The sequence below is a fragment of the Paenibacillus sp. 01T47 genome, assembly GCF_056398245.1.
Window position 1 is genome coordinate 253,487 of sequence record NZ_JBFTPA010000008.1, and the last position, 21,755, is coordinate 275,241.

The 21,755-nt window shown below is 45.9% G+C and carries 14 protein-coding genes; 12 read left to right on the forward strand and 2 right to left on the reverse strand.

Annotation, left to right across the window (positions count from 1 at the left end; translation table 11 throughout):
* Window positions 1-62 precede the first annotated feature (62 nt).
* Genes argJ through argH form a run of 6 tightly spaced genes read left to right on the forward strand, consistent with a single transcriptional unit; the run spans window position 63 to window position 7,074 of the window.
* A complete protein-coding gene (gene argJ / locus AC1DOV_RS18430) occupies window positions 63-1,301 on the forward strand; it encodes a bifunctional ornithine acetyltransferase/N-acetylglutamate synthase (protein ID WP_441910228.1) in 1,239 nt (412 codons plus the stop codon).
* A gap of 9 nt (window positions 1,302-1,310) precedes the next feature.
* On the forward strand, window positions 1,311-2,138 hold the full coding sequence (argB, locus tag AC1DOV_RS18435) for an acetylglutamate kinase (protein WP_477550691.1): 828 nt from the start codon (window positions 1,311-1,313) through the stop codon (window positions 2,136-2,138).
* A 5-nt stretch (window positions 2,139-2,143) separates the two neighbouring features.
* Window positions 2,144-3,352: an acetylornithine transaminase gene (locus AC1DOV_RS18440; protein ID WP_477550692.1), complete on the forward strand. Its 1,209-nt coding sequence runs from the start codon at window positions 2,144-2,146 to the stop codon at window positions 3,350-3,352.
* Between the two features lie 39 nt (window positions 3,353-3,391).
* A complete protein-coding gene (gene argF, locus AC1DOV_RS18445; protein ID WP_339205333.1) occupies window positions 3,392-4,351 on the forward strand; it encodes an ornithine carbamoyltransferase in 960 nt (319 codons plus the stop codon).
* 51 nt (window positions 4,352-4,402) lie between these two features.
* Complete coding sequence (locus AC1DOV_RS18450) at window positions 4,403-5,632, forward strand: argininosuccinate synthase (RefSeq protein WP_339205332.1); 1,230 nt, start codon at window positions 4,403-4,405, stop codon at window positions 5,630-5,632.
* A 26-nt stretch (window positions 5,633-5,658) separates the two neighbouring features.
* Window positions 5,659-7,074, forward strand: a complete 1,416-nt coding sequence (gene argH, locus AC1DOV_RS18455; RefSeq protein ID WP_339205331.1) for an argininosuccinate lyase — start codon at window positions 5,659-5,661, stop codon at window positions 7,072-7,074.
* A gap of 130 nt (window positions 7,075-7,204) precedes the next feature.
* On the opposite strand, the gene AC1DOV_RS18460 is transcribed toward argH, so the two are convergent.
* Window positions 7,205-8,659 (reverse strand): VanW family protein, encoded by a 1,455-nt coding sequence (locus AC1DOV_RS18460; RefSeq protein WP_477550693.1) that lies wholly within the window; start codon window positions 8,657-8,659, stop codon window positions 7,205-7,207.
* A gap of 299 nt (window positions 8,660-8,958) precedes the next feature.
* Here AC1DOV_RS18460 and ftsE point away from each other — a divergent pair, with 299 nt between their 5' ends.
* The 5 genes from ftsE to AC1DOV_RS18485 all read left to right on the forward strand — a co-directional run bounded on the left by ftsE (window position 8,959) and on the right by AC1DOV_RS18485 (window position 14,865).
* Window positions 8,959-9,645, forward strand: a complete 687-nt coding sequence (gene ftsE, locus AC1DOV_RS18465) for a cell division ATP-binding protein FtsE (protein ID WP_076266167.1) — start codon at window positions 8,959-8,961, stop codon at window positions 9,643-9,645.
* Window positions 9,635-10,552 (forward strand): permease-like cell division protein FtsX, encoded by a 918-nt coding sequence (gene ftsX, locus AC1DOV_RS18470; RefSeq protein ID WP_076266166.1) that lies wholly within the window; start codon window positions 9,635-9,637, stop codon window positions 10,550-10,552. Before ftsE ends, ftsX begins: the two co-directional genes overlap by 11 nt.
* A 12-nt stretch (window positions 10,553-10,564) precedes the next feature.
* Entirely contained in the window at window positions 10,565-11,824 is a 1,260-nt protein-coding gene (locus tag AC1DOV_RS18475; RefSeq protein ID WP_256710788.1) for a murein hydrolase activator EnvC family protein, read from the forward strand.
* Window positions 11,825-12,006: 182 nt separating this feature from the next.
* Window positions 12,007-13,464 carry a S41 family peptidase gene (locus AC1DOV_RS18480; RefSeq protein ID WP_256710787.1) on the forward strand — a complete coding sequence of 486 codons (1,458 nt, stop codon included), beginning with the start codon at window positions 12,007-12,009 and terminating at the stop codon, window positions 13,462-13,464.
* Between the two features lie 105 nt (window positions 13,465-13,569).
* A complete protein-coding gene (locus AC1DOV_RS18485) occupies window positions 13,570-14,865 on the forward strand; it encodes a PDZ domain-containing protein (protein ID WP_477550694.1) in 1,296 nt (431 codons plus the stop codon).
* 86 nt (window positions 14,866-14,951) lie between these two features.
* Here the strand turns inward: AC1DOV_RS18485 and AC1DOV_RS18490 are convergent, their stop codons facing one another.
* Window positions 14,952-20,126, reverse strand: a complete 5,175-nt coding sequence (locus tag AC1DOV_RS18490; RefSeq protein WP_477511528.1) for a SpaA isopeptide-forming pilin-related protein — start codon at window positions 20,124-20,126, stop codon at window positions 14,952-14,954.
* 445 nt (window positions 20,127-20,571) lie between these two features.
* Between AC1DOV_RS18490 and AC1DOV_RS18495 the strand changes: the two genes are divergently transcribed.
* The gene (locus tag AC1DOV_RS18495; RefSeq protein WP_477511529.1) at window positions 20,572-21,732 is read left to right on the forward strand and encodes a response regulator; all 1,161 of its coding nucleotides are present in this window, start codon (window positions 20,572-20,574) and stop codon (window positions 21,730-21,732) included.
* Window positions 21,733-21,755: the final 23 nt, after the last annotated feature.

A 21,755-nucleotide genomic window follows, 5' to 3' on the forward strand; every position in this document is an offset into this window, starting at 1 on the left:
CGAAGACATTCCTACTGATCTTATAACCATACTCATACAGGTGAAGGAGATACGATTTTACGATGGGACAGGATAAAACAGCCTTGTTCTCGGTCGTCGCTGACGGCTCGATAACAACGCCTCAAGGCTTCAAAGCAGGTGGATTGCACTGTGGTCTCAAAAAAACGACGCGTCACGATCTTGGCGCAATCGTATGCGAGGTTCCAGCAGCAGCAGCGGGCGTATATACAACGAATGTATTTCAAGCCGCTCCGCTTCAAGTAACTCGTGAGAGTATCGGCGCTGGCGGCGTCCTGCGTGCTGTGCTTGTAAATAGCGGCAATGCGAATGCGTGCACAGGTAAGCAAGGCGAAGCGGACGCATACGAAATGCGCTCTAGATTTGCGGAATCAATCGGCGTATCTTCTGAACAGGTAGCCGTAGCATCTACAGGCGTTATTGGCGAGCTTTTGAAAATGGACAAAGTACGCGCAGGCATCGATGGCCTGCCTGCTAAGCTGGGCGGAGATCGCGCAGGCGCGGATGATTTTTGCCAGGCGATTTTAACGACAGATTTGGTTCAAAAGATGGTATGCGTAGAGCTTGAGCTGGACGGCAAACGTGTATATGTCTCAGGTGCAGCCAAAGGCTCGGGCATGATTCATCCGAATATGGCGACAATGCTTGGATTTGTAACGACAGATGCAGCCATTGGAAGCGAAGCGCTTCAGAAGGTGCTGCGCCTTGCGACGGATCTGACTTTCAATATGATTACCGTTGATGGAGATACAAGCACGAACGATATGCTGGTGGCTATGGCGAGTGGACTTGCTGGCAATTCGGAGCTGACAGAAGCCCACGAAGGCTGGGCAGCTTTTGTAGCGGCTATCCGTCATGTATGCGAGGTGCTTGCCAAAGCGATCGCCCGTGATGGCGAAGGCGCAACTAAGCTCGTTGAGGTACAGGTGAACGGTGCAGTAAGCGACGATTCAGCACAAGCGATTGCAAAGACGGTTATTGGATCGTCACTTGTGAAATCGGCCGTGTTTGGAGCGGATGCGAACTGGGGACGTATTATTGCGGCAGTAGGCCGTGCAGGCCAGCCGGTTAATCCGGAGACAGTGGACATTCGACTTGGCGATATTTTGACGCTTGAGCAATCCCGTCCTGTTGTATTTGATGAAGAGGTTGCCTTGGAATATTTGAAAGGCGATACCGTTGTTATTCGCGTTGACTTACATAATGGCGAAGGAACGGCAACTGCATGGGGCTGCGATTTGACCTATGACTATGTTCGCATTAATGCGGCATATCGGACATAAGCAAAGTAGATGCTTGGAGGGTATGGAACAGTGACGGAGCAACGATTTGTAATGAAATGCGGAGGCAGTACGCTAGCGGCGCTTCCTAACAGCTTTTTTGACGAATTGCGGGAGCTTCAGCTCTCTGGCATTCTTCCGGTCATCGTACACGGCGGTGGTCCAGCGATATCGGAAACGCTTGGCAAGCTGGGAATCGAGACGGGATTTGTTAATGGTCTGCGTGTAACAAACGATGCTGTGCTTGACGTTGTTGAGATGGTGCTAGCAGGACGTATCAATAAAGAAATTGTGCGTAAAATTCAAATCAACGGCGCGAAGGCACTAGGACTATCCGGGGTGGACGGCAAGCTCATTCAAGCGCAGCCAGTTGCGAATGCTGCCGAGATTGGTTTTGTTGGCGACGTAACCGATGTAAATGCTGAGATTATTGAAGGTGTTATGGGCATGGGTTACATTCCGGTTATTGCACCTATCGGTATTGATGATCAAGGGCAGCGCTACAACATTAATGCGGATACGGCTGCAGGCGCTGTTGCGTCCCATCTTGGAGTAGAGCGAATGATCGTTGTAACGGATGTGCCCGGCATTCTCAAAACAGTAGATGGACAGAAGCAGGTGCTTCCTGTTGTATCCGTTGCTGAGATCGAAGAGATGATAACGAGCGGTGAGATTTACGGCGGCATGATTCCAAAAGTTCGCGCAGCCATTCAGTGCATTCAAGGACGTGTGCGTGAAGTTGTGATCGTAAGCGGCGAGGAGCCAGGTGTGCTGACGAGAGCGGTACGCGAAGGCGGCGTCGGTACACGAATTGTTCAAATCCATGAAGGGCGGGTGTAAGGTCGATGAGTGAAACGAATGCAACAGCTGCAGCTGACCAATCTCTTTTTCCAACCTATGCAAGATATCCAATGGCATTGGTAAAAGGTGAAGGCAGCTGGTTATGGGATGATAAAGGAAATAAATATCTTGATTTTATGAGCGGTATTGCCGTTACAAATCTAGGGCATGCTCCTAAACAAATCAAAGCGGCGCTTGTTAAGCAGCTCGATGAATTGTGGCATGTATCAAATCTGTTCCATATTCCGAACCAAGCGGATGCAGGCAAGCTCATTACGGACAATAGCTGCGCGGATGCTGTTTTTTTCTGCAACTCGGGCGCTGAAGCGAATGAAGCGGCTATCAAGCTTGCACGCCGTTACAATCAGAAGGTACTGAACAATGGTCGGTTCGAAATTATTACTTTTGAGCAATCGTTTCATGGTCGTACGCTAGCTACGCTTACAGCAACTGGCCAGGATAAGGTGAAGGAAGGTTTTGCGCCGCTGCCAGCTGGCTTCAAAACCATCCCGCTGAACGATCTAGCTGCACTGGAAGCGGCGGTATCTGATCAGACTGCAGCAGTCATGCTGGAAATGGTGCAAGCGGAGGGCGGTATTTATCCGGTGGATCCAGACTATATGAAGGCGCTTGTTGCGTTATGCGAGAAGCAAGGCATCCTTCTTATTGTGGATGAGATTCAAACAGGAATGGGACGTACAGGCAAGCTGTTCGCATATGAGCATTACGGTATTGAGCCTGATATTTTCACGATGGCGAAAGGTCTTGGAAGCGGGTTTCCCGTTGGCGCGATGGCAGCAAAGGAAAAGCTTCGCGAAGGCTTTACGGCAGGCAGCCATGGCTCAACATTCGGTGGAACGCCGATTGCAACAGCAGTTGTAAAGGCAACTCTTGAGACAATTGTTGGTGACAATTTATCGGAGCGCGCAGCGCAAAAGGGTGAATATCTCATTTCGCAGCTTCGCGAGAAGCTTGCGGGAAATGAATTTGTCCATGAGGTTCGCGGACTTGGCCTGCTAGTAGGAATTGCATGCGCAGAGCCGATTGCCGATATTTTGAACGAGGCTCAGACACGTGGCCTGATCGCGATTTCGGCAGGACCAAATGTCATCCGCCTATTGCCTAATTTACTCGTTTCGGATGAAGAAATAGATATTGCTGTTGCGTTATTAGTCGAACTATTGGAAGCGAAGCGACCAGTCGTTAAATCATAAATGCTAGAACATTGTTTTAAGCTGAAGGAGGGCTCTACCATGCAAGGAATAGTAAACGAGGATTTGGCGCAAAGCTTGAAGGGGCGCGACTTTCTCATGCTGGTTGATTTTAAGCCAGAGGAAATTCGTTACTTGATCGACCTAGCGATTGATTTGAAGCAAAAACAAAAAGCAGGCGAAACTCACCATATTCTAAAAGGTAAGACGCTTGGCATGATCTTTGAAAAATCGTCTACACGTACGCGCGTATCGTTCGAAGTTGGGATGTATCAGCTTGGCGGTCAAGGTCTATTCCTGAGTGGAAATGACCTGCAAATCGGTCGCGGCGAAACGATCTGGGATACAGCCCAGACGTTGTCCCGTTATCTAGATGGTATTATGATTCGTACATTTGCGCATCGCAAAGTGGTTGAGCTTGCTCGTGGAGCGACGATCCCGGTCATTAACGGTTTGACGGATCTTTCACATCCATGCCAAGCGCTTGCGGATTACCAAACCATTCTTGAGCAAAAGGGTCGTTTGGAAGGCTTGAAAATTGCCTATATCGGCGATGGCAACAATATGACTCATTCCCTGTTGATGGGCGCTGCGAAGCTTGGTCTTCATATGTCTGTTGCGACTCCTGAGGGTTACGAGCCGGATGCGGACATTATTCAGCAAACGAAGGATCATGCTGCTGAGACAGGCTCGCAAATTCATATTTGCCGCGATCCGAAGGAAGCTATTGCTGATGCTGATATCGTGTACACGGATGTGTGGGCGAGCATGGGGCAAGAAGCAGAGCAGAAGGAACGCGAGATTGCTTTTGCGGCGTATCAGGTTAATGAGGCGATTACAAAATATGCGAAGAAGGACTACCTCTTCATGCACTGCTTGCCTGCACACCGCGGCGAAGAAGTGAGCGAAGGAGTAATCGACGGCGATCGTTCGATTATTTTCGACCAGGCAGAGAACCGTCTTCATGCACAAAAAGCGATTATGGCAGCAATTATGTCCTAGCTTAAACGCTATAAATATATGAATTTATTCGAAGGGAAGTAAAACAATACTATGGCAAAAGAAAAAATCGTACTCGCCTACTCCGGAGGCTTGGATACTTCGGTTATCCTCAAATGGTTGAAAGAAACTTATGACGCAGAAATCATCGCATTTACAGCAGATATCGGTCAAAAGGATGAGCTGGACGGCTTGGAAGCCAAAGCACTGGCAACGGGCGCTTCTAAAGTGTACATCGACGATCTTCGCGATGAATTTGCCAAAGACTTCATCTACCCGATGTTCCAAGCGGGAACGCTTTATGAAGGTCAATATTTGCTCGGCACTTCCATTGCCCGTCCGCTTATCGCTAAGCGTATGGTTGATATTGCTCGCGCAGAAGGCGCAGCATATATCGCACACGGCGCTACAGGCAAAGGCAACGATCAGGTTCGTTTTGAGCTGACTGCTGCTGCACTAGCTCCTGAGATCGGCGTTATCGCGCCATGGCGCCTTGAAGCATTCCGTGAAGAATTCCCGGGTCGTGCGGAAATGATCGCTTATGCAGAGAAACACAACATTCCAGTTACAGCGTCTGCTGCGAAGCCTTATTCGACAGACCGCAACCTGCTGCATATCAGCTTCGAGAGCGGCATGCTGGAAGATCCTTGGTTCGATCCTAGCTCTGAAGAAAACGAAAGCATGTATGTGCTAAGCGTATCTCCTGAGAACGCGCCGGATAAAGCAGAATATGTTGAGCTTACTTTTGCAGAAGGCAATTGCACAGCTATTAACGGCAAAGAGCTTAGCCCGCTAGAAATTATGGATACGCTGAATGAGCTTGGCGGCAAGCACGGCATCGGACGCGTTGATATGGTTGAGAACCGTTTCGTCGGCATGAAGAGCCGCGGCGTGTACGAAACACCGGGCGGCACAATTTTGTTCACAGCTCACCGCAAAATGGAATCATTAACAATGGACCGCGAGGTTATGCATCTTCGTGATTCGTTGATTGCAAAATATAGCCAGCTCGTATACAACGGCTTCTGGTTCGCGCCTGAGCGTCTTGCTTTGCAAGCACTTGTGACAGAATCGCAAAAAAATGTGAGCGGCGTTGTTCGCTTGAAGCTGTACAAAGGAAATGTTATCGGAGCAGGCGTACAAAGCCCAGTGAGCTTGTACAACCCTGATATTGCAACGATGGAAGCTGATCCTTCACAAGCATACGATCAAGGGGATGCGACTGGCTTCATCCGTCTGAACGCATTGCGTCTAAAAGTATCGTCGGCAGTTAGCAATAAATAAGGTTTACAAGGGAGTGTTACGAACCAGTGAGTAAATTATGGGGCGGTCGTTTTACAAAAAAAACGGACCAATTGGTAGAGGAATACACAGCATCAATCATGTTCGACAAGGAACTCGCTGAAGAGGATATTCAAGGCAGTCTGGCGCATGTAACGATGCTGGGCAAGCAAGGTATTCTTCCGCTGGATGACGTTGAGAAGATTAAGGACGGGCTGCACCGCGTCCTTCAACGCATCAAACGTGATGATATCGAGTTCTCAATCGGAGACGAAGATATCCATATGAATATCGAAAAGACGCTAATCGATGATGTTGGCTCTGTAGGCGGCAAGCTGCATACAGGACGCAGCCGGAACGATCAAGTGGCGACGGATATGCATTTATGGCTTCGCAAGCGCGTTGTCGAGTTCGTAGATATGCTTTATAAACTTCAATCTGCACTTATCGAGCAAGCAAAAGCTAACATTGATACCATTGTACCTGGTTACACGCATTTGCAGCGTGCGCAGCCGATCCTGTTTGCACATCATTTAATGGCTTACGTATCGATGTTTGGACGCGATATTGAGCGTTTGCAGGATAGCTACAAGCGCATCAATGTACTTCCACTTGGAGCAGGCGCTTTGGCAGGGACAACCTTCCCAATCGATCGCCATTATGTGGCGAGCCAGCTTAAGTTTGACCGCGTTTATGAGAACAGCTTGGATGCGGTAAGCGACCGTGACTTCATTGTTGAGTTTCTTGCGGACGCATCGATCATCATGATGCATCTTTCGCGCCTTAGCGAGGAGCTCATCCTTTGGTCGAGCACGGAATTCCACTTTGTTGAGCTGGACGATGCATTCTGCACAGGCAGCAGCATTATGCCGCAAAAGAAAAACCCAGACGTACCCGAGCTTGTTCGCGGTAAAACGGGACGCGTTTACGGAGATCTTGTTGGCTTGTTGACCGTTCTTAAGTCACTGCCTCTTGCTTACAACAAAGACATGCAGGAAGACAAAGAAGGCATGTTCGATACGGTGAAGACGCTGCAAGGCGCGCTTCAGCTGTTCGCTCCAATGATCGCAACGATGAAGGTGAACAAGGAACGGATGCGTCAAGCCGTTAACCAGGACTTCTCGAACGCAACAGATATTGCAGACTTCCTTGTTGGTAAAGGCTTGCCTTTCCGCCAAGCGCATGAGGTTATCGGCAAAACGGTATTGTATTGCATCGAGCAAAACAAATACTTACTAGACCTGACGCTGGAAGAGTTCAAGAAGTTCTCATCGTTGTTCGATGATCGCATTTATGCCGTACTTCAACCAGAACAGGTTGTTAATGCACGTAACGTTTATGGCGGCACAGCAAAAACACAAGTGCAAGATGCGATTGGACGCGCAGAGGTGGCTCTAGAGCAAACTGCAGCTTGGGTGACCGAGTATCTTGAACGCAGCAGATAATGGAGTTCGCTCTTTAGCGAAATTAGGTTTATAAAATAAAAAGCAGTTCAGCGTTGCCTTGGAGGCAGCGATCTGAATTGCTTTTTTTGCTATATTCGTTAGCAGCCCGCACTTTGCTTGCACCGTTCTCCTAAAAAACGCCGTCCTCAAGTAGCGGCTCTGTCGTTTGCTGTGGCGGAGTCGGTGTTGCCGACGGCCCCTTGCCGCCTTTCATTGGACCAACCTCGATGATTGTTGGCTGAGCCTTGTACGTATCGCGCGACAAGCGGTCACGGGAGATAACCTTGCCGTCACGCGTAAACGTACGGTATGTTTCTACCACATAACCTTGTTTTCCTGATTCCACAGTAACCTTCTGGCCTGGCGATAGGCGAGAATTTGTTTTCTCCTGAATGGCAGGGGCAATCGTTTTGAGCGTTACCGATTCGATATCGTATTTTTCGTTTTCTTTCATCGTACCGAACAGCTTGATTGTCAGTTTGCGATCATCTACTGAGGTGCGAATGATGAGATATTTGCCCGTTGTGTTTTTGAACCGAAAGTTAATCGCACCACCTGCATAAGTAGCATCTTGGCCAATAGGCAAATAAGCAACAGGCAAAGAGTGATTGCGCCGCTCGACAATTTCAAGCCCTGCTCGAAGAATAGCATTATAAAGTGTACTTGACACTTGGCAAATACCGCCGCCGATACCTGGAACAAGCTTGCCGTTCAAAATAACGGGCGCCTCGCGATACTCATATAATTCCTCTGCTCTCGTAATGAGCTTGTCATAATCAAATATTTCATCTGGCGCAAGCACCCAATCATTGAGCGTTTCTGCCGTTACAGTCACGTTATGGGCACGTCCTTCTGCGCTCGTCCTGAAATCAGTGGAAAATGATATGATTTTTCGTTCAATGCCTTCATCCTTCAATTTCTCAAGCGTCACTTCCGGATGAATGACGGTAATTGGAAGCTCAGCTTCAAAAGCCTTCTCAACAGGTGCTCCGATATTCTCCCTTTTTATGATAACCCAATCATTTACCTGATCGGTAAGCTTTCCAGTATCCAAGCGAAAAGCATCGACATGCGGTTCGTAGATGACTTGGTCGGTATCTGTGATCCTTCGGACAGCATTTTTGGTAGCACTATTTTCAATCCAGCTCCACTGCTTGCGAAGTGCGGCATCAAAGGCGTCTGAATTCCAAGCTTGCGAGAGCTCATATTGTTTGGGGAACTGATAGCGGTAAACGGCACGATCCCATATTTCACCTTCGTCCAGTTTCAATAATGCCTCGCGAATGGTTTTGAATTCCGCTTTATACCCAAGCTCGTTTACGGTCCACTGCTTGCTGTCGCCGGCATTAGCAGCTGCATGAATAGTAATGGTGCGCTGCTGCAGCGAGCTCTCATATTCCTCAAGCAGCTTAAGGGCATCTGTTACTTGCATGCCGCCAACAGCGATGCCGCCGGCATCAACCCCATCAGGAACTGTTTTTTGCTGTGCATAATTCCAAATAAAGCCCCAACCTACTGCTGCAATAAGAAGCAGCGATGCTGCGATGATAATGCCAATATGGATACGTTTTATGATACGAAACACTCCTTTCTACGTGTCAAGCAAAAACGCCTTCGGCGACCTCAGGGCGCTGAAGCGGTTTTGACGAAGAAATATAAGCCCTTTATAAGCTAACAAACTTATAAATGCTTATATGTTAAAAAAGCAGTCTTATATGTATATGCTGCTTACTCTGCAATTTTGTCTAATACGTATTAGGAGGTTGATTCGACAATTGCTTCGATTATGAGATTTGTGAAAAATGAGGAAAGCGAGCTCCTTATGAAGGAATTCAGCACAAACTGTCGAAATAGTAGTACTGACTATAAACAGGATGTGATAATGTGATTGAGATGCAAGACATATGGAAAACGTACACCGACGGAACGCATGCGTTAAAAGGCGTCTCTGTTCGTATAGATCGCAACGAGTTTGTTTATCTAGTAGGACCATCTGGTGCAGGTAAGTCAACATTTATGAAGTTGATCTATCGTGAGGAAGTACCGACAAAAGGACAGATTTCTGTTAATGGATTTAATATAGGAAAGTTGAAGCCGCGAAAAATTCCATTTGTTCGACGAAATATTGGCGTTATTTTTCAGGACTTTAGACTATTACCCAAATTAACCGTATTTGAAAACGTTGCATTTGCCATGGAGGTTATAGAAGCCCCAACCCGCGTCATTAAGAGGCGAACGATGGAGGTGCTTGAGCTCGTAGGACTGAAGCATAAGCATGCAAGCCTGCCGGCACAGTTGTCGGGCGGTGAGCAGCAGCGTGTATCGATTGCACGAGCGATTGTAAATAATCCATCTGTTATCGTAGCGGACGAGCCCACAGGCAACTTGGACCCGGAAACGTCGCTGGGCATCATGAACTTGCTTGAGGAAATCAACTTCCGTGGCGCAACCATCGTAATGGCTACACACAATAAAGATATCGTTAACTCCATACGCAAGCGCGTCATTGCAATCGAGAACGGCAATATCGTACGTGACGAGGCTAGAGGGGAGTACGGCTATGAAGCTTAGAACTATACTCCGTCATCTGCGAGAAGGCGCCAAAAACATCATTAGAAATGGCTGGATGTCGTTTGCTTCAGTAAGCTCGATATTTATATCCTTGTTCATTCTTGGCGTGTTTTTATTGCTCGCACTCAACGTCAATTCCATGGCGGCACAGATCGAGAGTCAAGTGCAAATTCGTGTGTTCCTACAGCTAAATGTAGACAAAGCGAAAATAACAGAGCTTCAGAACAAAATCGGCAATTTAACAGAGGTAAAGCAAGTAACATTTGTGTCTAAAGCAGAGGGACTAGAGCTGCTTCGTAAAAACCTAGGTGATGAGAACAAGGATTTGCTGGATGGTTATGAGAAGGAAAAAAATCCGCTGCCGGATTCATTTACGGTAGAGGTTTATGAGCCGCAATCGATCGAGGATGCAGCAAAACAGATCGATGCGATCAATAAAGCAGATGAGCTTATACCGATTGCCAAAATCAAATATGGACAAGGCACGGTCGAGACTCTTTTCAAAATTACGAATGCTTTGCGTTACATAGGTATCGTCGTTGTTGTAGGTCTATCCGTAACAGCAATGTTCTTGATCTCGAACACGATCAAAATGACCATTATCGCAAGACGCAGAGAAATTGGCATTATGAAGCTGGTTGGCGCGACGAATTCTTTTATTCGCTGGCCGTTTTTCATTGAAGGTGCACTGATTGGAATTATTAGCTCGGTGATAACAACGGTAGCTGTGCTTGCAGGTTACTCGCAGCTTGTGAAATTTACACAAATGGAATTATCGCTCATGATGATTAAGCTCGTGACGGTAGAGGAGTCAGGAATGCTGACTGCCACGCTGCTCATCGTACTCGGAACATTAATCGGCATTTGGGGCAGCACGATCTCGATACGCAAGTATTTGAAAGTGTAGGAGGATGCGAAAGTGAAGAAGAGGAAATGGCTGTTATTCACAGTTACGATGATGCTTGCGGTATTTGTTATGCAACCAACAGGAGGAGAAGCTGCTTCTCTTAGCGAAATAAAGAAACAAATAGCTGCCGCTAAGGCGGAAATGAAGGAAGCGGAGCAACGCGCAGCTAAAGCTGAGCGCCAAGCCGCTAATGCTCATAATCAGGCTAAAACAGCAGAGAATGAGAAGGTAACTATCCTTGGGAAAAAAACAGAAGCGGAAGCTTCTATCGCTAATTTGATGGCAGAGATTGATAATGTCGTCATCAACAAAACAAAGATGCAAGCACAAAGCGATGCGAAGGAAGAAGAACTGCTGCAAACCGGCCTTGAGCTGGAGCAGGCTGAAGAGCGTGTAGTGACACGCGATGAGCTGCTGCAATCTCGCATGCGTCTTATGTATACGAACGGTTTTGTATCTTATATGGACGTACTACTGAGTGCGACTAGCTTTACAGATTTTATTGATCGATTCGATGCTCTTCAATCGATTCTGTCGCAGGATCGGGATATTTTGGCGGAGCAAAGAGAAGAGAAGGAGCTTGTTGCTCAGAAGAAAATAGAAGTAGAGAAGCAATTTGCTGAAGTGAAAAAGATTTATGAGAAGCTGGAGCAGTATGAAGCTCATCTAGTGAAGAAAGAGCAAGAGAAAGAAGTTATGATTGCCAGCTACAATACAAATATCAAACAACTGGATAATAAGCTTGTACAAATCGACTCCACGTTAGAGGAGCTCGAGGGCATCAGCAAAGAGCAAGAGGAGCTGCTTATGGCGCTTGCTGCGAAAGTATCGAAGTTGAATGCAGAGAAAAACAAAATATCGAATCCGTATACGGGCGGTAAGCTGGGTATGCCGATAAGGGATAACTATCGCGTAAGCTCAAGCTTTGGCACACGGGTTCATCCGATTACAGGCAAAACACACACTCATACAGGAACGGATTTTGCAGCACCGCAGGGAACAGATATTTTCGCAGCGGAAGACGGTGTTGTACTCGTTGCCCAAAAGTGGAGCACATACGGAAATTGTGTCATTATTGACCATGGTAATGGCTTGTGGACTCTTTATGGACATATTCGTAATGGTGGAATCAAAGTTGAAAAAGGCGAAACCGTCAAGAAAGGCCAGAAAATTGCTGAGGTTGGCAGTACAGGCAATTCGACGGGGCCACATTTACATTTTGAAGTGCGTAAAAACCAAACTCCTGTTAATCCAGGCGGATATTTAAAATAGGCAATCTTTCATAAAATACATCAAGAGGCAGCCCCTGTGGCTGCCTTGTTTAAAATCAAACATAAAATAAATGATAAAGTGATCATTTTTACCGAATAATGCAAATAATTGTAAGCGGCTTGTCATATACTAGTGTGGTCTTAAATCTAAGACCGTGTAAGATGAGAAGGTGGTGTAGACAGGTGCATTTCAAAGGACGGACAGTATTCGCGTTCGTTATGCTAACGATGATTGCATCCGTACTCGTTACGCTAACGATCGCGGACCAAATGATTAAACCGGACAAGCCAGCAGCGCCTGCTCTTTCAGCAGCGGCAGCTGATGACGGTGATCGCTTCAGGCTTAAAAAAGAAGAGCTGACGAAGCTTAATGCGGTGCTGGAATTAATTGAAACAAAATATTATCAGAAGGTCGATCGCATGGAGCTGCTTGATGGTGCTGTAAGCGGAATGATGTCGTCGCTGGATGATCCCTATTCCGTTTACATGGAGAAGGACGTAGCTAAGCACTTTTCGGAATCGATCGAAGGCTCGTTTACAGGTATCGGAGCAGAGGTTACGCTTGAAAATGGACGGGTTGTCGTCGTTTCTCCGATTAAAGGCTCGCCGGCAGAACGTTCCGGCCTATTAGCGAAGGATATTTTGCTTTCGGTTAACGGTGCGAAGCTCGATGGACTGAATTTGCAGGATGCGGTAGCGAAGATTCGTGGTCCAAAAGGAACCAAAGCGAAAATTCAAGTACAGCGTGTCGGTTTTTCTGATCCGATCCAGCTCGTGCTCATTCGCGACGATATCGATGTGGAAACGGTATATGGCAGCCTGCAGCCGGATGGTACAGGCGTCATTGAAATCAGACAATTCTCACTGCATACGGCAGAGCGGTTTAAGCAGGAGCTCGCGAAGCTGGAGGAGCAAGGGATGAAGGGGCTTGTTCTTGATGTGCGCAACAATCCTGGAGGCGTGCTTCCCGTTGTTGTAGAGATCGCTCAAACCTTCCTAGCTAAAGGTACGACAGTCGTACAGGTAGAGGATCGTGAAGGAAACCGGGAAAAAACGCTGTCGAAGGGACAAGAAAAAACGTACCCCATAGCGGTTCTTATGAATAAAGGGAGCGCAAGCGCATCGGAAATATTGGCAGGAGCTTTGCAGGAAAGCGCGGGAGCGAAGCTCGTTGGCGAAACCTCCTTTGGCAAAGGCACTGTTCAAGTAAGCTACAACAAAGCGCTTGGCGACGGAAGCCTGCTCAAGATGACCATAGCCAAATGGTTAACGCCTAAGGGCAATTGGATTCATGAAAATGGCATAAAACCCGATCTTACGGTGCAGCCGCCGGATTTGTATACCGTTGCAAGACTTACCCTATCCGAGACGTTAAAGCAGGATATGCTGGGCGAACAAGTACGGAGCGTTCAAATTATGCTGCATGGTCTTGGATACCAACCTAAGCGTGAAGATGGTTACTTCGGAGCGGAGACGGCAGAAGCCGTTAAGAAATTCCAATCCGAGCATAGCTTGCCGGCCACGGGACAGGTCGATAAGCAAACGGGTGAAACGCTTGAGAAGGAAGTCATTAAATGGATTCAGGATAAAAAGAATGATAAGCAGCTGCTTGAAGCAATTAAGGCTGTAGGCAGGAAATAATACGCGCATGTCGAATGAATAAGAGGTTGACTCTGTTTAACAGGGTCGGCCTTTTATTTTTTTATGTTTATAAGGATATGGGGAACGAGCGAAGGAGTGTTAGCTTTGGAAACGGCGATCGAGTTATTGGAAATGCTCGGGCAAGCGGCTGTCCAATTAGTTGCACAGCCATTTTATTATATTGCGGTGTTATTCATCATTTTACAGTATACAAGGCAAATACGAGTGGAGAGGCAGATGTTTGCAGTAAAGCTACATCATTGGCCAAGCTTGGTTTTTAAGGCGATGTTAACGGGTCTTTTGATTGGTGTAGCGGTTTCCATTGCAGGAGCATTCGTTGGCGTATCGTTAACAGGAGAAGCTGTACTTTGGCTTTGGGCAGTTGCGGCTATCTTAATGCTGATTCGAATTAGATACTTATGTTTTGCGTACAGTGCAGGAGTCATTACTCTTCTTCAGTGGCTGCTCGGGTGGACAACGCTTACGGAGCGGACGGATTGGCTCGGGTCATTGGCTGTCTCCCTTGCAGGAATTGATGCTGCTGGTTTGCTTGTGCTCGTTGCGCTGCTTCATCTTGCAGAAGCCGTTCTTGTTCGCTGGCAAGGTGATCGATTATCGACGCCATTATTTCTTGAGGGTAAACGTGGAAAGCTCGTTGGTGGCTATATGCTGCAGGGCTTTTGGCCAGTCCCGCTGCTTATGCTGGTACCGACTGGGGCGAGCGGATCATCTATGACGGCATTGCCGTGGACACCATTATTTGGAGCAGATTGGTCGCAAGGCTGGTCGTTCGTAGCGTTGCCTATGATTATCGGATTTACGGAAATGACACGTTCTTTATTGCCGCGTGAAAAAGCGAAGCATGCCTCGAAAGGGCTGCTGCTGTACAGCATATGCTTAGCTGTCGCAGCAATTCTGGCTTGGTGGCAGCCTATGCTGCTGCCGCTTGCTGCACTGGTTTCACTGCTGCTGCATGAAGCTATTATATGGAGAAGCCGTGTGAGAGAAGCGGCTTTATCGCCATTATATGTGCATGACTCACGCGGGCTGCGAATATTAGGAATCATGCCTGGCACTCCAGCGGCATTAATGGGGCTTTTGACAGGCGAGATTTTGCACAAGGTTAATGGTGTGCGTGTGCGGACAAAAGAAGACCTTTATGAAGCACTTGTTCAAAACTCCGCATTTTGCAAGCTGGAAGTATTAAATCTTGAAGGTGAATTAAAATTTGCGCAACGGGCGCGATTTGCTGGTGAGCACCATCAGCTCGGGGTCATTCTAGCTCCCGATGAACAGGCCAACTATTATGCATCGGCTGGGCCAGCGTCGTTGCTGCAGCTGCTGCGCAGCTATCATGCTTCTAATCGGCGTGATGCGCAGGCGGAGAGAATGGACAGCTAGTTATAGCTCGAAATAAAAAGGCTCGAAATAACAAAAAGGTGAATCAGGATATTCCTGATTCACCTTTTTTGCATCGTTTTAGTCACTTAGCGTCTTGTTCTTCTTTTGACCACAATTGTCGAAACACCAACAACGATCATAGCTAGACCTAGCAGCTGCATAAGCAGGTAGCTGTTCTCGCCTGTTTTAGGCAATACAGGAACGTCTGGTGTTGTGATTCCGCCGCGAGGCGGATCCTCTACATCGATTTCGAAGAAGATTTCTTCTTCATTGCCATCTTTATCTTTAACGATAATAGAGAATGTATCTTTTCCTTTAAATCCAGGGTCAGGAGTGTAAACCCATTTGCCATCTGGTGTAATGACAACTTTACCATGATCAGGCTTTACGCCTCCAACAGGCACGCTGCCATCAGGGACTTCCACTTCACCTTCAACTGGTTTGTCTACTTCCGTAACTTCCTTTTCTGTAGAAGTAGTCGGCGCAGGCGTCGCAACTGGTGTTGTCGTTGGCTTCGGCGTTGTCGTTGGTTTTGGTGTAGGTGTCGGAACTATCGTTGGCGTCGGTGTTGGCACAATTACTTTGTTATTTTTAACTGTGACCGAATTTCCCGCTGTAGAGTTGATAGTGACACTTACTTCGCCGCTGCCGATTATGCTGTAACCAGCAGGCGCTGAGATTTCCTTCAATACATAGCTGCCAAGTGGAAGTCCAGTGAAGGATACTTTGCCATTTGCAGCCGTCGTTTGTTTGCCATAGCTCACATTAGAGGTGCTGTACAATTCAAATGTAGCGCCAGCAAGAACGATTGTTGTATTCGCACTGTCTACTTTGGTTACTTCCAGTCTGCCAAGAGGATCTCTTGTATTTTTGATCTCTTTAGATACAGATGGCGCATTAATCGTTACGTTTACTTCACCGTTGCCAATCATGCTGTAGCCGGATGGAGCTGAGATTTCCTTCAGCACATAGCTGCCGTAAGGAAGATCTGTGAATGATATTTTACCGCTAGAAGATGTTGTTTGTTTGCCTAAGCTTACATTTGCGCTGTTGAATAGCTCAAACGTAGCCCCAGCGAGAACGACCGTAGTATTATCGTAATCTACTTTAGTGACTTCCAAGGTGCCGAGCAGCTTAGCATTCTTCACTTCTTTGCTTACAGTAGAGGCATTAATCACAACGCTTAACTCACCGCTGCCAATGATGCCGTAGTTGACAGGTGCTGAGATTTCTTTCAGCACGTAGCTGCCATAAGGAAGACCAGTGAAAGTTAGTTTGCCGGTTGAATCAGTTGTCTTTTTGCCTAGGCTGACATTGGCGCTGTTGAATAGCTCAAATGTAGCTCCAGCAAGAACAATGGCAGTATTATCGTTGTCTACTTTCGTTAATTCCAAGGTTCCGAGCAGCTGAATATTTTTAACCTCTTTTGATACAGTAGACGCATTAATCGTAACATTTACTTCACCGTTGCCGATGATGCTGTAGCCATAAGGTGCCGAGATTTCCTTCAGCACGTAGCTGCCGTAAGGAAGAGCCGTGAATACTGCTTTTCCGTTTGCAGCCGTCGTTTGTTTGCCCATGCTTACATTCGCGCTATTGAAAAGCTCGAACGTAGCTCCGGCAAGAACGATTGACGTATGATCATTGTCTACCTTGGTTACTTCAAGGCTGCCTTCTAGCTTTTCATTTTTCACTTTTTCAGATACTACAGCTGCATTAATGGTCACATTCACTTCGCCGCTGCCCATTATTTTGTAGTCTGCAGGTGCTGAAACTTCTTTTAGTACATAAGTGCCGTAAGAAAGGCCAGTAAAAGATACTTTGCCGCTAGTGTCTGTCGTCTTTTGACCCAAGCTTACATTGGCGCTGTTGAACAGCTCGAATGTTGCTCCTGAAAGAACGATTGCAGGATTAACGCTGTCTACTTTAGTGACTTCCAAAGTACCAAATAGCTTTGTATTACCCACTTGTTTCGTAACAACAGAAGCATTAATCGTAACATTCACTTCACCGTTTCCGATGATGCTATAGCCGGTAGGTGCTGAAACCTCTTTCAGTACATAGCTGCCATAAGGAAGGCCAGTGAAAGTTGCTTTGCCGTTTGCGGCTGTTGTTTGTGTGCCTTGGCTTACATTAGCGCTATTGAAAAGCTCGAACGTCGCTCCGGCCAGAACAGTTGCTGCATTAGCGGAGTCAACTTTCGTTACTTCCAAGCTGCCTAAAAGCTTCGCGTTTTTGATTTCCTTCACAACAGGAACGGTCGTTGAATTGATCGTTACTTCGTAGATGCCTGTACCATCAATTGCGTAGCCAGCTGGTGCACTTTTCTCTTTCAAAGTGTATTTACCGTAACGCAAGCCGTTATATTCAAGCTCGCCATTAGCGTTTTTAGATGGTGCGATTACACCGCCGGTCGAATTGCGAGTTAGTTCAAAAACAGCGCCGGACAGCTTGAGCGTTGGATCATCTTTGTCAACTTTAACTACCTTTAAATCGCCTTTATAGCTACTGCCAGTGCCTTCTCCGCCGGATAATGCTATTTTCACCTCTGTCGCATTGTCAACGGGCTTGGAAATACCTCCAGCACCAGTGAAAGTAACCGTATTTGAAATGGTTTCTTTGTCTTTAGCATCAATAATGGATTGGTATTCAAGAATATAAGGTTTGGATATTTCATTGTTGAAGCTGAGCTCAAATGTCTCATCACTTGAAATAGCTGGATCCGTATTTTCCTTGAAAGTTAGTTTATAGCCATGAACCGGATCTGTAGGGCTAATAGCCGAACCAGTTTTGGTTACATTGCCGTTGCTGTTTACGCTTGTAAGATAGAGCTTAAATGATTCTTTGACAAGCGTTTGTTTTTTGCTAGGCACATCATAAATTTTTGCTTCGTCAACAGTGGACTGACCACGGTTAATATAAATCGTCCAATTGACGGAATCATCATTTTGCTGACCTTCTTTGAATACATATTCACCGGCTTTTGGTATCGTCACGGAAGCAGTAAGATCCTTCGTTGTATAACCAGTGCCGCTTAAATAAGCATGATTGTTAATTGTTTTTTCCGTTGCGCCAAGCACTTTTCCATCCACATCCGTTTTGAATGTGATGAGGTAAGGCTCAGTAATTGGATTAGTAAATGCAATCTGCCATTGGTTATTGTTGGCAGTCGTTGGAAGTACAACGCTGTAATTTCCTGTTGGAGCAACGAGTGCACCAGGGGTCGTAGAACCATTGCTGTTCACAGTCAGCTTGCGTACTTCAATCGATCCAGCCACGAGCTGTTGTACCGATTCCAGCGTATCTGTTACGACGGCATTGGCAATTGTTTTGCTATTGTAGTTAATGCCGATGTTCCATGTAATTTTTTTGTCTGTGGCATTATAGCTGCCATTCTTATAGCCGTTGTCCTGTGTGTTCTTATTAGGCGTAAAAGTTGACGTTTCGGATTGATTTTTCTCTGATCCTACAGCAGTCTCTTTCCAGATCAGTTTGCCCGTATTTTTGAAAGAGAAATTTGTATTAGAAAAATAGGATCCGTCCGTATAGTCGTATTCCGTTGTATATGAGATAGTGTAAGTAGAATTGCCATCTGGAAAATCGATTTTGAAGCCTTTTGTTGTATTAGTTGCACCGGCTGGATCATACGTGATGGTATAAAGCGGACTATTCACGACAATACCATTTTGCTTGACGACCAAGGTGCCAGGTACAAGCTTTAAGCCGCCGCTGATGAAAGTATCTTCAAATTTCAGACCAAACAAATTATATTTGTCTCTATTGATTTCAACATTCCAGTCTATCGTTCTATCTTTGTAGTTAGCATTACTATTTGTTTTATGCAAAAAATGCTGCTTAACATCTACGGTGACCGTATTGGATTCTTTACTATCCGAATAAACCGTATTTTTAATTGCTTTATCGTCATACAAATTGCCAACTGGCTTGGTTTGGTAGGTTATTTTATAAGCGCCAGTGATTGGGTTATTAAAGGACAGCTTAAAACCGTTCTTGGTGTTTTGATTTTTTGGATGACTGCTTACATCATAGTCCAGAGTATAGTCGGTCGACGGTATTTCAGTTCCTGGCGTGCCAGCAACCGGATCGGCCACAGGGAATACTTTAATGGAACCTGGTACAAGCTCATGGTCTTTATCGAACAAATCAGTCAAAACAGCGCTTGCTATCGTATCTTCGCCAAAATTGTATTTAATGGTCCAATCGATGACTTGAGCAGCTTCATTATATGTACCTGATTTCTCAAGCAGCTTGCCGCGGCTGTTCGTTATCGTGTCTGAAGCAGAAACATCGGTGATATTGCTGCCCTTTAATGTGGCTGTATTTTTGAAATTTGCTTTTGTGATGTCGGTAACAGCTGTATCAAATACAATGCGATAAACCGAATTTATATTTCCTAAGTCTAGCTGCAATTTATTATCAGGTGAAACGGGTGCAGTCACTTGATAGTCAGCAGGCTCATTTTGTAGTATTGGATTAGACAGGACACCATCGGTGTCTGAAGTCATTTTGTAAACCTTGAGCGAGCCCGGCGTGAAAGTCAGACCAGCAGGAATCGTATCTGTGACAACGGCTCCATTAACTTTTTTGAGATCCTTGTTCACATCAACTGTCCAAGTAATGTTCTCAGCATTAAAACTCTTATCCGGTGTTCCCTTTTTGCTAATTGGAGATGTTACACCTTTAGGTGCAATCGGAATGGTGATGGTATCGCCGATATTAAATTTAATAGGTACTTCCGTTTGGTTGCCGACGCTTACTTTTGTGAAAAAACTCCAGAAACTGAGCGTTCCAGAAGCAGGTGCCCCCCCTTTGATATACTCATTAAACGTGACGGTAACCGTTCGCCCTTCTAACTTATAGGTTCCGACGCTAGGTTCACCATTTGGAGCACTCAGGGCTTTCTCTGTAATATTCCCGCTATACATGACTAGTTCCGCAGGCAGATCAAATATGAACTGATCACCTTCTATGTACTTATGGTTTTCGGGAAGCTCCCACTCGTAGTTTAATGAGAGAATATCTTTGTCGAGGTTGACACGGATTTCTGGATTGACATAATAAACAGAATTATAAACTGAAGCGATAACTGAATTAGGTGTAGCCGTGTTAGTCAAAGTCATTTTAGTAATAATATTATCATTAATAGCAGCTGCCTCTACCGGCTTTAAAATACCGGCAAAGTTTACGTATTGAAAAATTAGCAAAAAAGCGATCATGAGTGCAGTTGTCTTTTTTCTCATTTCTTGGTATCCTCCATCTTAAAATGCTCGAGTATTCATTTATTTCTAGTTATTTGGAGCTAGCAGCAAAACATCATCCCTTTCTTTATTAAAATGAGCTTCATGTAGTGATCGGCCTGCTGTTAGTTGGGAGAGTTATGTATATAAGGGTGCTTTGCGAGAAAAGCGCCGACCTGACAGAGAGGTAGGAGTACGTGATGGCATTTTTGGTTAAAAATGCATGGTAACCGCACACGATTTCGGCATATTACGATCTATTCCAACATAATTCTTATTCTATAGAACAGTACTATACAATTTCTGAACAAGTTAGGTCTTTTTACTCATATATAGTTACAAAAGCATGAATGATTTTGGGAAAAAAGCCGATATGAAAATAGATAAATGAAAATTTCTAATTGTAAACAAATTAGGATGATTGTGAATGTGATAGGAGTGTAGAAAAATGAGGGTTCTTGTAATCGATGATGAAAGACTGGCTCTCGTTCAACTGGAGCGGGTGCTCCGCCAATCGATGGAAATAACGAGCATTGATGTGTTTCAAAATCCAAAACAAGCAGTGGAGCAGGCGAGTGAGCTGCAGCCTGATGTTGTTTTTCTAGATATCCATATGCCTGAATTATCTGGCATTCAAGCAGCTGAGCTTATTCAAGAAATATGTCCGCAAGCCGATATTGTTTTTGTCACGGCGCATGATGAATACGCGATAAAGGCATTTGAGCTGAATGCAGTTGATTATCTGTTAAAACCGCTTCAGAAATCGCGCGTTGAGATAACAATCGAACGTTTATTGAAGCGCAGGAGCACAAAACCGTTGTCGAAAGAAATCGAGAAGCAGGAGCAGACCGTTTTTTGTTTTAAAACGCTGCGTTTTCAATCCTCCTATGGACAGCCTCCGGAGCTGCCGAAATGGCGAACGGCTAAAGCCCAGGAGCTTTTTTGTTATCTGCTGCATCACCGCGGGCAAATTGTACACAAGTCGATACTGCTCGATTTATTTTTTCCAGAGATGGATATGAAGCGTGCGATGACACAGCTGTACACGGCTATCTATCAAATTAGGCAATGCCTTCAGAAAATGAACATGAACATAGCGATTCATAATTCCAGTATTCAAGAAGGTTATATTCTCGATATGGGACAAGTCGTTCTTGATATGGAGCGGTGGGAGCAAGGAATGGTTAAGCTTAGCGGTTCGATTTCTGAGGATCAGGATCAGGCTTTGCGGCTGCTAGGTGAATATGAGGGCGACTATTTACAGGATTACGGATATCTATGGGCGGAGTATGAGCGAGAGCGTTTACGTCAGTTATGGCTGAGTTTGGCGAGGATGTTAGCTGCTTATTATTTAGAGCGCGGCGATCGAACAAGCGATGCATTGCAATTGTATGAAAGAATACAAACGATGGACCCTTACGAGGAGGAGGAGGGGCTGATCGTGATGAGGCTTTATGATGAGCTGGGCTGTTACGATAAGGTGACTTTCCACTATGAGCGTCTTCTTCAAACGATAGAAAATGATCTGGGACTTACCGTTCCTTTGCAGGTGACGGAGTGGTACAAGCAATGGCAGGAGAAGAAAAACGGCAAGGAAATGCTTTTATGAAAGAGGAACAACGGCATAAATGA